This window comes from Nocardia sp. AB354, from assembly GCF_049538315.1.
Classification (GTDB): Bacteria; Actinomycetota; Actinomycetes; order Mycobacteriales; family Mycobacteriaceae; genus Nocardia; species Nocardia nova.
Window position 1 is genome coordinate 300,857 of the sequence record NZ_JBMVFU010000002.1, and the last position, 12,347, is coordinate 313,203.

The window sequence follows — 12,347 nt, forward strand, 5'->3', positions numbered from 1 at the left end:
GCCCGGGCGGGTGGCGTATGAGGCTGCATCGGCTGGAGCTCACGGCTTTCGGACCGTTCGCCGAGACGGCGCGGGTCGACTTCGACGAGCTCGGCGCCGACGGGCTGTTCCTGCTGCACGGTCATACCGGCGCCGGGAAGACGACGGTGCTCGACGCGATCGCCTTCGCCCTCTACGGCCGAGTGCCGGGGGCCCGCGGCGAGAGTAAACGCCTGCATTCCGACCACGCCGATCCGCAGACCGCGCCCCGGGTGGTGCTGGAGGCGACGCTCGGCGGCCGCCGGTTGCGCCTGACCAGGTCGCCGGAGTTCGAGCGGCCGAAGAAGCGCGGCACCGGTATGCGGACCGAACAGGCCGCGGCGACACTGGAGTGGCTCGACGGGCGCGGGCAACATCTGTCCCGCATCCCCGATATCGGCGACGAGGTGAGCCGGCTGCTGGGGATGAGCGCCGATCAGTTCTTCCAGGTCGTGCTGCTTCCGCAAGGCGATTTCGCGCGGTTCCTGCGCTCGGACAACGAAGATCGGGAGAAGCTGCTCGAGCGGCTGTTCGACACCGAACGCTTCGGCACGGCCGAGCAATGGCTGGCGCAGCGACGACGCGAGAGCGCCGCGCAACTGGACAATCACCGCCAGAGCGTCGACCGCCTGATCGCTCAGGTCGCGATCACCGCCGGCCTGGGGGCCACCGAAGCCGTCGGGCCGCTCGAGGCCGTGGAATGGTCACAGCAGCTCCTCGCGCAGGCTCGCGCCGAGGCCGAGCTCTCCGCGACGGATTTGGCTCGCCGCCAAGAGGATTCGGCCCAGCGGCACACCGCTGCCGAGGAACACCGCCGGGTTCAGGAGCGTCGCGAACGCGCCGCGATCGCCCGCCGCCAACTCGACGACTACGCCGCCGGCGCGCCCGCCCGCGATCGCGTCCAGGCCGATCTGGACCGCGCCCGCCGCGTCGAGCCGGTGGCGGCCGCGCTCGCCGACGCCCGCACGGCCGCGGTCACCCTGCGCCGCCGCACCGACGAAGCCCGCGACCTGGCCGAACGCCTGGCCGTCCGCCTGCTCGAACCCGAATCCGCCGAGCTTCCGGGAACGACATGGGCCGCAACCGAGCTCGCTGCCGCCGAATTGGCGGATACCGATATGGCCGAGGAGCTCTCCGCCATTCCGGCCATTCCGGACACCGGTCGCACCGCCGCCGACGACGGTGTGGTTGCCACGACACCCTTGCCGGAGGAGCCCGGTGCGGTGGACGAACCGATCGAATGGGAGTTGTTCTCCATCGATCTGGTCCGGACCGCAGCGGCGCCGGAGTCGCGCGGTAACCGGACTCGCTCCGATGTGGGTGCGCAGAACCAGCCGGGCCGGTCGGGCGGGCAGAAGGTTGCCGGCGCACTCGACGACTCGGGCACCGATGCAGCAGGAGCGGACCGTGGTCTCGACGCCGCGGTACAACGGTGGTCCGCGCATATCGGCTCGCTGGAAGAGGTTCGCGCGGACGCCGAGTCGGCCGTCCGCGTGACCGCCGAATTGGCCGGACTGCGAACGGAATACGCCACCGTATCGCGAGAACTGGAACAGCTGTCGCAGCGCAGGGAGCAGTTGCCGCAGGCCATTCGATCGGCCGAGGTGGCGCTGCGCGAGGCGGCGGATGCCAAGGCCGCGCTGCCGGGTCTGGAACGCGAATGCGAGCGAACCCGCGCCGCGGCGCAGGCGGCGGTCGAGCTCGTGGGCACGCGGAAGGAACTGGCCACAGCGACCGAGGAATTCGAGCGAGCCCGGGCGGACCATACCGATGCGCGCGAGCGCACCCTCGATCTTCGCGAACGTCGCCTCGCCGGAATGGCGGCGGAGCTGGCGGGTGCACTCGTCGAAGGGCAGCCGTGCACCGTGTGCGGTTCCGCCGACCATCCGGCTCCCGCCCGGCCCACCGCCGTCACTGTCGCGAAATCCGACGAGGACGCGGCGGTGCAGGCCGAACGCGCCGCCGAACAACGACGCGACCGCGCCCTCACCCGTCGCACGGAACTGGAACGCCGGATCGAACTGCTCGGGGAGCGCGGCGGCAACGGCGACCCCGCGGAATTGGCCGCCGCCGTGAACGCGGCGACCGAGCAGTTCCGCTCCGCACGGCAGAAGGCGAGCGCCGCCGCCGATCGCGGCGCCGAGGTGGAGCGGCTGCGCACCGCCGAAACCGAACTGCACAGCCGCCTTCGAGAACTCGAAAGCCGGTCCAGCGCAGTGCAGGAACGCATCCTGGCCGCCGACCGCCGGCTGGCCGAACTGACGGATCGAGTCCGGGTGGCGGCCGGCGCCGACGGCACGGTCGAGCGTCGCCGTGCCCGGCTGGACGCGCTCATCGCCGACGCCACGGATCTGCTCACCGCCCGCACCGACGCCGCCGTCGCCGACGACCAGTTCGCCGACCTCGCCCGCCGCGTCGAACAGACCGCCCGCGCCGCCGACCTGCCGGCGGCTCCGGAACCCGAGCGTCCCGCGTCCGGCGCGCCCGACCATGCCGTGCTCGCGGCCTACGCGAAAGTCGTTGCGGCCGCGACCCGTACACCGCAGCAGCAGAAGGAGATGGAGGCCGAGCTCGTCGCCGCCGACCGCCGTCGCGCCCACGCCGAAGCGGTTCTGGCCGAACCCGAGGTCCGAGCCGCGGCCGATGCCGACGCCGTGGACCTCACCGAGGTCGAGGCGGCCGTGGCCGAGGCCCGCCGCGCGCTGGACGCCGCGGTCGCCGCGCACGCCGAGAGCACCCGCCGCGTGGCCAAACTCGAGGAACTCGGCAGTCAGCTGTGGGCCGCGGCCGACCGCATCGCCCCCCTGCAGCAGGCGCACACCGAACTCGAGGGTCTCGCCGACGTGGTCGCGGGCCGCGGTGCCAACAACCGCCGTATGTCCCTGCGTTCCTATGTGCTCGCCGCGCGACTGGAAGAGGTCGCGATCGCCGGTTCGGCACGTCTGCGCCGGATGTCCGGTGGCCGATACGAATTCGTCCATTCCGATGCGGCCGGCCCGCGCGGGCGCCGCGGCGGTCTCGGCCTGGACATCCGCGACGACTACACCGGCGCGGTCCGTCCCGCGAAAACCCTGTCCGGTGGTGAAACCTTCATGGCCTCGCTGTCACTGGCGCTCGGCCTCGCCGATGTGGTCGCGGCGGAATCCGGCGGCCTGGTACTGGACACCCTGTTCATCGACGAGGGCTTCGGCAGCCTCGACGCCGATACCCTCGACGCCGTGATGGGTGTACTGGACGAATTGCGTTCGGGTGGACGGGTTGTCGGCGTGGTCAGCCACGTCGACGAGATGCGACAGCGCATCCCCAGCCGGCTCCACGTCATCCGGGAACCGACCGGCTCGCGGCTGCGTACGATCGTCGCCTGATCACCCGCGGCGCAATCTGCTCCCCGATTCGCGCAGTGCCAGCAGTTCCGCGGCGTGCGGGTCGGGCACGGTGGCCGAGCTCGGGAAGTCGAACATCCGCACCTGCCGGTCCGTTCCGAACGGCGCCCACCCCGGGTCGCCGTGCGTCGCGAAATCCACCCAGGCCCGGTGGACGTCGTCGGCCAGTGGTTGCGGCGGGTTCGGTCCGGTCAGCGGATGCGCCTCGGAGAGTTTGTCGAAGACGAACGGGATCTCCAGCACGTGACAGGCACCTAGATCGGGAACCCCACTGCGCCAGCCGAATTCGTACACGTGCGTCGGCGCACCGGCGGCGGCGTTGGCCGCCGCGATGCGCATCGAATCGTCGCGGAAGACCACGTCGGTGATCACGGCCGCGAACAGGTCGGCGGCTGTGGCCCGCGGCCGATGCTCGGCATACACCCGCACCACGGCGGGATCGACGCCGTAGCGGGACAGCACCGGCTCCAGCGTCTCGTCGGTGAGCGTGGCCGCGATGCCGGTCGGAAAGGTGAAGAACCGGAATTCCTCGGCCGTCCAGCCGATGAGCAACGGCACCGCGTGGGCGGTGGAGCGCTCCAGCACATCGATCGGCCGGTTCTCGATGAGTTCACCGTCGATCACCGGGAAGAAACTCAGAAGCCCGAGACCGTGGTCGATGATCGTGCGGCCCCACCGATTCGGATCGGGATTGGTGATCAACTCCAGTGCCACCGCGTCCTGTGCGGTTCGCAGCCGATCCGGTCCGAGTTCGCCGAAGGCTGCCGCCGTCGGCTCGATTCCCAGTGTGCGAGCGAGATTTTCGGCGACCTTGACCGCGTCTTCGGCCTCGGCGACCGCGGATCCGTTGCCGCTCTGCACGATCGCGCGACGGAACAGTCCCCGCGCCGGAGCCGCGGTCAGCAGATCGACCACGCTCATCCCGCCCGCCGATTCACCGAAGACGGTCACATTGTCGAGATCCCCGCCGAACGCCGCGATATTGTCGTGCACCCAGCGCAGCGCGAAGATCTGATCGTGCAGCCCGCGGTTGAGCGGCGCGCCGGGCACGGCGGCGAAGCCGGAGATCCCGAGCCGATAGTTGATCGACACCACCACGACCCCGTCGCGGGCGAACGTACTTCCGTCGTACATGGTCCGGGCGTTGGAGCCGCGAGTGAAGGCACCGCCGTGAATCCAGACCATGACCGGCAGACCGGAGCCGCCGACCTCGGGCGTCCACACGTTCAGGTTCAGGTACTCGTCTCCGGGCAGCCCGTCGCTGCCGATCAGGGCGTGGATCGGCGCGGGGTACTGCGACTGCACACAGGTCGCCCCGTAGGTCAGCGCATCGCGCACGCCGTCCCACTCCGGAACCGGCCGCGGTAGGTCGAACCGGGCCGGACCGACGGGCGCGGCCGCATAGGGAATACCGAGGAATGTGCTCACCGCGTTCTCGGTGTTGCCCCGGACCTTGCCACCTGTGACCGACACGATCGTTTCCATGCAGAACTCCTTCGTCGTTCCGCATTCTGCCCGCCGAAGCGAGGGTTCGACACGAGTTCGGCGCGGGGGATCCTGGGAGAGCGTTCAGCGGCCGAGGTGGGCGCTGTCCTGCGCCGCGCGCTCGTGGGCGAGCAGCCAGCGCTTACAGCCGAGCCCCCAGCGGAAGCCGCCGAGCGAGCCGTCCGTGCGGAGAATCCGGTGGCACGGAACGAAGAGGGCGGCGGCATTGCGCGCGCAGGCGTTGGCGGCGGCGCGGATGGCCTCCGGGCGACCGGACCGAACGGCGAAGGCGGTGTAGGTGATCGGTGCGCCGGCCGGCACCGCTCGCAGGACCGACCACGCGTGTTCGAGGAACGGACCGGACACCTGCCGGACCGCCACTCCGTCGACGGCATCCAGCTCGCCCTGGTGATACCGCTCGACGGTGTCGGTGAGCTCGTCCAGCGCATCGTAGCGGCGCAACACGTCCGGCCGCAGCCGCGGATGGACGAGACCGCGCAGACCTTCCGCGTCGGCGGTCCAGCCGGAGGCCAGGACCGCGCCGTCGGCATCGGCGATGACCGTGAACGGCCCGATCGGGGTCGGGACGGTCGCATAATCGGCGGTGCTCATCGCCGCGCGCCCAGATAGGCCGCGCGACGGCCGGCCTCGGCGGCCGCGACTCCGGTGCGCGCGGCGTCGCCACGACGGTCGAGCGTGCTGCGCGCGGGCGCGGGCCGGGTGGTGGCGTCGTCGCGGCCGGCGGGGTATCCACCGTTGCGTGCGAGGGCAGCTCGCGCGGTTGCGGCGCCGGGCACCGCGGTGCGTTCGGAGAGCGCGCGCTTCCACAGATGCATCGACAGGTACGACCGCCACGGCGCCCATCGCGACGTATCGGTGAGATCGATGCCGTACTGGGCCGCGCCCTGCCGGACCACAAGATCGGTGTGCAGCAGGATGTCGGGGTCGGCGAGCAGGCGCATCGTCACGTAGTCGGCGGTCCACGGGCCGACCCCGTCGAGGGCGAGCAGATCGCGGCGGACGTCGGCGGCGGTCCGGCCGGCATGCAGACGCAGGTCACCGGAGGCGAGGGCACGGGCGGCGCCCACGATCGAGGCGGTCCGCCGGGCCGGTCCGGTCAGTACGTCGGCGCCCCGTTCCGCGATGGCTTCGGCGGTGGGGAACAGGCGCGGCATCGGGCCGTTGACGTTCTCACCCAGCGCGTCGACCAAGCGGGCGGTGTGCGTGGTCGCCGCCGACACCGAGATCTGCTGTCCGATCATGGTGCGCAGCAACAACTCCGAGCCGTCCAGGCAGCCCGGTACGCGGATGCCCGCGCCGATGGCCGGCGCCCCGGGCCCGAAGCCCTCGGTGAGGGCGGCATCGATCCCGACCGGATCGGCGTCCAGGTCGAGCAGGTGCCGGATCCGCGCGACGGTCGGCGCCAGATCGCGCATATCGTGCAGCGCCAGGCTCGCCCGCACATGGCCGGGGTGGATACTCGCGCGCACCGTGGCATGCCCGTGCGGAGTGCGCAGGCTGCGCGTATAGACGCCGTCCTCCCAGCTCTCCAGCCCGGGGACGGCATGCGCGGAGAGGAACCATTCGAGCCAGCTCGCGTCGAGCGGTTCGCGATAGGGCAGGCGCAGGGTGAGGGCGCCGTTGGTGGCGGGCAGTGCGTCGCCGCGTAGCCGCCGCGCCTCCTCGCGCAACACGGTCGGACTCACCACGAACACCTCGCGCACGGTGTCGTTGAACTGCCGGATGCTGGCGAAGCCGGCCGCGAAGGCGATGTCGGACATGGGCATTCGCGTGGTCTGGATGAGCAGCCGGGCGGTGTGAGCGCGATGGGCGCGAGCCAGGGCGAGCGGACCGGCGCCGAGTTCGGCGGTGAGTACCCGGGTCAGTTGCCGTTGCGAATAGCCGAGCTTGTCGGCCAAGCCGGGGACGCCGCTGCGTTCGATCACGCCGTCGGCGATCAGCCGCATCGCCCGCGCGGCCAGATCGGCGCGGGTGTTCCACAGGGGTGAGCCGGGCGCGGCATCGGGCAGGCACCGGCGGCAGGCGCGGAATCCGTTCTGCTGCGCGGCGGCCGCGGTGGGGAGGAACGTGACATTCGTACGCTTCGGAGTGATAGCAGGACACGATGGCCGACAGTAGATTCCGGTGGTGCGCACCGCCGTGACGAATTGCCCGTCGAAACGGGCATCGCGGGTGGCCACCGCTCGATAACAGCGCTCGAAGTCCAGACCGTTCACACTCACGCAGTCCACCTTGTCAGCCCGAGGCCGCCTGCGCTAGCGGGAATCAGACAACTAGCCCGGATGGTCAACGTTTCAGCGACATAGCCGTCGGCTATCAACGGTGCGCTGGGTGAGAGCAGCTGGATATAACCGCCGTAAAGGGCCTATTCCGCAGCGTCGCAAGGTTTTCGGGTCGGCCGGGCGGGCGGGTGAGGTGTGAACGGTTGGTCGCAGATCACACGCGAACGTTTCGGCCACCGGCGCCGCGTGCGGACTGGCGAATCGCACCGGAACCGTACGCTCGCTGGAGGGGTGCGGCGGCCGAGGCGAGCCGGATGCCTGGAACCGCTTCCGGTTGCCCGGTCGACCGGCTCGCCGCCGATCATCGGCGGGGCGAGCTCAGCAGCACCGGGTCCCGGGGTTGCGATCGGCCGCCGCGTGCCGTTCGCGCCAGTATTCACTCTCGGTCGGAATCGGCCGGTCGGGATGCCGACGCCGCAGATGTTCCACATATCGCGGGTAGTCCTGCCCGCCGAGCACCGCGTTCATATAGCGGGCTCCCGCCCGGACCGCGCGCAGCGGCGCCCGCAGCACAGCGAATTCGCTTGCTAAGAAGCCGGTTCCGGTGTCGCCGCGCCGGGGACCTTCGCCGCGCCCGAACGCTCGTACTCCGCCCATTCGCGCTGCACCTCCTTCTCGGCCTTCGTCGTCACGAAACCCGACGGCCCGAAGATCTTCGACGGCACCTCCGGAGTCTCGGTGGTGGCCCCACCGCCGCGGCGCACCGCCTGCACACAGACGATCACACCGACCGCCGCCACGATCAGCACCAGCACCGCGAAAATGATCGACAGTGAGCCCTGGATGAACGTGTTGCGCACGACCTTGTCCATATCGGCCATGCTCTTGGCCGGCGCCAGCACCTTCCCGGCGTCACGAGCGTCGCTGTAGATGCGGTGCTGGGTCCAGTAGCCGATGTTCTTGTCGCCGGAGAAGATCTTCTGCCACGAGGCCGTCATGGTGACGATGAGATCCCAGATCAGCGGCAGCGCCGGAATCCAGGCCCACTTCCACAGCCGCTTCTTCATCACGATCACCAGTACCACCGTCAGCGCGACCGCGGCCAGCAGCTGATTGGCGATGCCGAACAGCGGATACAGCGTGTAGATGCCGCCGAGCGGATCGGTCACGCCCATCAGCAGCACCGAACCCCAGGCCGCGACCACGACGAACGTGCACAGCCAGGCTCCGGGCCGCCAGGACGGATCCTTGAATTTGCGCGCCGGGCCGCCGAGGTTGCCGAGCGTGTCCGAGAGCATGAAGCGCGCGACGCGAGTGCCCGCATCGATGGTGGTGAGGATGAACAGCGCCTCGAACATGATCGCGAAGTGGTACCAGAACGACTTCATCGCGGCGCCGCCGATGAAGTTGTGCATCACCTCGGCCATACCGACCGCCAGGGTGGGCGCGCCGCCGGTGCGGGAGTAGATCGCTTGCTCACCCACGTCGTGAGCGGCCTGGTTCAACTCGTTCGCGGTGATCGGTGTGCCGCCGAGCCCGAGGGCGTTCACCTTGTCGGCGGCGGCCTGCGCGCTGGTGAGGCCGCCGGTGTTCATCGCGAAGTACAGATGCTGGTCGAGAATGCTGGCCGCGATGATCGCCATCACCGCGACGAACGACTCCATCAGCATGCCGCCGTAGCCGATCATCCGTGCCTGCGACTGCTTTTCGAGCAGTTTCGGCGTGGTACCCGAGGAGACCAGTGCGTGGAATCCGGAGAGCGCACCGCAGGCGATGGTGATGAACAGGAACGGGAACAGGCTGCCGGCGAACGCCGGACCCTTGGAGTTGCCGGCGAATTGGGAGACCGCGGGCGCGTGCAGCACCGGCATGGTGATCACCACGCCCAGCGCCAGCAGCACGATCGTGCCGACCTTCATGAACGTCGACAGATAGTCGCGCGGGGCCAGCAGCAGCCACACCGGCAGCACCGAGGCGATGAAGCCGTAGATGATCAGCATCCACGCGATGGTGGTGCCCGAGAGGGTGAACACGTCACGGCCCCAGCCGGATTCCGACACCCAGCGCCCGGAGACGATGGCCAGCAGCAACAGCGCGAAGCCGACGACGGAGATCTCGCCGACCTTGCCCGGCCGCACATAGCGCAGGTACAGGCCCATCAGCAGCGCGATCGGAATCGTCATCGAAATCGAGAACACACCCCACGGGCTGCCGCCGTGCAGCTGCCCGTCGGCCCCCTTGGTCGCGGCGAGCGCGTTGACCACCACGATGCCCAGCACGGCCAGCAGAATCACCATGATCACCAGCACCGCGATCAGCGCCGCGATACCGCCCACCACACCGAGTTCGTCGCGGGCCATCTGCCCGAGGCTGCGGCCGCGGCGCTTCACCGATGCCCACAGCACCAGATAGTCCTGGACTGCACCGGCGAGCACGACGCCGATCACGATCCACAGCGTGCCCGGCAGATACCCCATCTGCGCCGCGAGGACCGGCCCGACCAGCGGCCCGGCGCCGGCGATGGCGGCGAAATGGTGACCGAACAGGACCCGCCGGTCCATCGGCATGTAGTCGGTGCCGTTCTCCAGTTCCTCTGCCGGAGTAGCGGTGTCGTCGCGCGGTGTGGTGATCTTCCATTCGATCAGCCGGGCGTAGAACTGGTAGGCGATGATGTAGGTGCACACCGCCGCGATGACGATCCACACCGCGTTGACGTCCTCGCCACGAGCGATGGCGAGAATCGCCCAGGCGACCGCACCGAAGACGGCGACGGCCGCGAAGATCGCCTTCTTGGCCGGCGTGATCGGCCGGCGGTCGACGATCCCGACGGGAGGCAGGTCCGGCTCGGTTCGGAGGTATTCGATGGTCGCCATGCGAGCTACTCTCCCGTGCTGGTGTAGGTCCGATCGGCGACGAGTTTCCCCGCCCGCCCGGACATCAGGTGGAACTGACTCAAGGTAGCGGAATCCCGCCGAATCGGGCGAGCCCACTGTGGGATCCGCACTCCGTTCAGAAACTGTTCATCGGACCGGATCCCGGCGTCCGAGGCGAAACCGCAGGTGGCCGCGTGTCGTTCGGGCCGGACGCGGGTGCTATCCGTAACTCCGAACCTGGTCTGCGGTTGTATAGGTGGGTGAGGACTGCGCGTTCGGTGTTGTCGGCGATCGCCATGCTGCTCGCAGCGGCTTCGGCGATCGGGTGCTCGAGACCGATGCAGGGGCCTGACCAAGCCGAGCGTGATAGCTGGTCGCGGGCGATCGAATCCGCGATACAGGCGTTGCCGGGGGTGGCCGACGCATCGCACACGTTCCAGTACCACCGGTACGGTGACTACAGCTCCGGCCTCGATGTTCGGTTGAAGGACGACGCAACGGCCCCGCAGGCAGAGGCTGTGGTGCGCGTGATGGCCACCCAGCAGCTACCGCCGCAATACCGAGGCGACTCGACCGTGCTGAAAATGGTCCGGATGACGGACTCGTACTTCGCGTCCTGGCGTTTCGGTGGCGACACCACCAGGAAAGCCGAGGCAGCAAACACCTGGGCCCGAGTGTCGGCGAGCCGGCCTGGAGCCGAGATCCATTGGAGCGACGGCGGAACATACGCGGCCAACGTCGAAGGCCCGGCCGAGAAGGTCATCGTGGCCGCGAGTTCTGGTACCGAACCCTCGAGCGCCACCGCGGCGATGCGAAAGATCGCCGGCGAGTTTCCCGAACTGGCGGCCCGTGACTGGACGGTGGCCTCCGGTTACCACGATCTCTCGATCGTCGGCTCGAGTCTGGGACCCGACTCGAGCACGAGCCGCCGTACCCGCTTCCCGTCCGACAGTGAACTCGAGTTGTGGGAGTGGTTGGTTACCGATCAACCTTTCCCGTACTTCGCCGACATCCGTGTGTACGACCCGCCCGGTGTGGGTGGCCGCACACTGGGCGTCGCGATTCTTCCGCCGGCGGGCGAGGTGTTCAGTGCGGAGCAGGCCGCACAGTTGGCCGGTCAGCACCTTCCCCGCCTCGCTCGGTCCGGTGCCGTGGTCGAGTACACCCTCCGCGGGCACCAAGGCTTCCGCTTCGAGGTCCTGGTAGGCGGTTGCCCGGATCCAGGCCGAAAAGTTTCGGCCGAGGCGGAGCCCTTCGTTCGTCTGTACGAACGCTGTTAGTGCCGTATCGGCACCTCACAGGGCTGTCCTCGGGCCCTTTCCGGGGGCCATCGGAAGCGCTATTCGGGCGGGACAGCCGACGAATAACGACGGCCCAGTGTCCGGATGTGGTCCACGAGTTCCGGCGGCTCGTCGACGCGGAAGTCCATCATCAACATGCTCAGGTAGATCGCGATGGTCTCCAGAGTGTCCGCACCGGTGTACAACACACACGATTGCGCGTCGACGGCTTCCACCACACCGACGGCCGGGTTGATGCGCGCGATCACGGTCTCGGCGGGCGCCAGCACCGTGACCCGGGCGTGGACTCGCCAACCGGCCCTGGCGATTTCCCGCAGGACGAAGGCCACCAGATCGTCATCGGGCAGCGTGCGGGCCGCGAAGTGGTGGGAGCCGGTCGCGACGCCGTCGACGGAGGCCACGGGAAGGGCGCGCCAGCAATGGCTTTCGAGATCGTAGGCGACGAGATACCACCGGCGTTGCCAATTGATCAGCCGATACGGCTCGAGGCGTCCGCCGTCGACGTTCAGGACCCGGGTACCGCGTATCGCCGACGCGATGGTGGCCAGAGTCTGCGCCGGCACGGGGGCATCGGGTTCGCGTGAGCCGGTCGTGGCGGGACCGATCTCGGTGGCCGTGCGCAACGCTGTCACCTTGCGCTGCAACCGAACCGGCAGAATTCGCTCCAGCTTGGCGAGCGCCCGCGCCACGTTCTCGTCGATATCCGCGATCCCGGTGGAGCCGTCCTCGGCGAGGCCGATCGCCACCGCCACCGCGACGGCCTCGTCGTCGTCGAGCAGCAGCGGCGGCATGGTCTTGCCCTGACCGACCCGATAGCCGCCGACCGCACCGCGCTCGGCATGGACCGGATACCCCAGTTCCCGCAGCCGTGCGATGTCCTGACGCAGAGTCCGGTCGCTGACATCGAGCCTTTGTGCCAGCTCCCGACCGGTATAGGTGCGGTCCTGCAACAGCGACAGCAGCCGCAGCACACGGGTTGTGGTGGAGGTCACATCGAAGCGCTTTCCGTCGGCGAATTATTAGGAAGAAAACAAGCCTAATTGG

8 protein-coding genes are annotated in these 12,347 nt (G+C 69.3%); 2 read left to right on the forward strand and 6 right to left on the reverse strand.

Going from position 1 to position 12,347, the window contains the following annotated elements; genetic code table 11:
- The first annotated feature begins 17 nt into the window (after positions 1–17).
- Entirely contained in the window at positions 18–3,383 is a 3,366-nt protein-coding gene (locus tag ACPCUW_RS03930; RefSeq protein WP_423423684.1) for an AAA family ATPase, read from the forward strand.
- Here the strand turns inward: ACPCUW_RS03930 and ACPCUW_RS03935 are convergent, their stop codons facing one another.
- From ACPCUW_RS03935 to ACPCUW_RS03955, 5 genes are all read right to left on the reverse strand, one after another.
- A complete protein-coding gene (locus tag ACPCUW_RS03935) occupies positions 3,384–4,886 on the reverse strand; it encodes a carboxylesterase/lipase family protein (RefSeq protein WP_423423685.1) in 1,503 nt (500 codons plus the stop codon). It abuts the gene before it with no gap.
- A gap of 84 nt (positions 4,887–4,970) precedes the next feature.
- Positions 4,971–5,498 (reverse strand): methylated-DNA--[protein]-cysteine S-methyltransferase, encoded by a 528-nt coding sequence (locus ACPCUW_RS03940; protein WP_423423686.1) that lies wholly within the window; start codon positions 5,496–5,498, stop codon positions 4,971–4,973.
- A complete protein-coding gene (locus ACPCUW_RS03945) occupies positions 5,495–7,138 on the reverse strand; it encodes an AlkA N-terminal domain-containing protein (protein ID WP_423423687.1) in 1,644 nt (547 codons plus the stop codon). The genes ACPCUW_RS03940 and ACPCUW_RS03945 overlap by 4 nt, the downstream gene beginning before the upstream one ends.
- A 369-nt stretch (positions 7,139–7,507) precedes the next feature.
- On the reverse strand, positions 7,508–7,702 hold the full coding sequence (locus ACPCUW_RS03950; RefSeq protein ID WP_369829502.1) for a YbdD/YjiX family protein: 195 nt from the start codon (positions 7,700–7,702) through the stop codon (positions 7,508–7,510).
- 14 nt (positions 7,703–7,716) lie between these two features.
- Positions 7,717–10,002 carry a carbon starvation CstA family protein gene (locus ACPCUW_RS03955; RefSeq protein WP_423423688.1) on the reverse strand — a complete coding sequence of 762 codons (2,286 nt, stop codon included), beginning with the start codon at positions 10,000–10,002 and terminating at the stop codon, positions 7,717–7,719.
- Positions 10,003–10,340: 338 nt separating this feature from the next.
- Between ACPCUW_RS03955 and ACPCUW_RS03960 the strand changes: the two genes are divergently transcribed.
- Positions 10,341–11,282, forward strand: coding sequence for a hypothetical protein (locus tag ACPCUW_RS03960; RefSeq protein ID WP_423423689.1), 942 nt, complete (start codon positions 10,341–10,343; stop codon positions 11,280–11,282).
- 59 nt (positions 11,283–11,341) lie between these two features.
- Here the strand turns inward: ACPCUW_RS03960 and ACPCUW_RS03965 are convergent, their stop codons facing one another.
- The gene (locus tag ACPCUW_RS03965; RefSeq protein WP_423423690.1) at positions 11,342–12,295 is read right to left on the reverse strand and encodes a helix-turn-helix transcriptional regulator; all 954 of its coding nucleotides are present in this window, start codon (positions 12,293–12,295) and stop codon (positions 11,342–11,344) included.
- Positions 12,296–12,347: the final 52 nt, after the last annotated feature.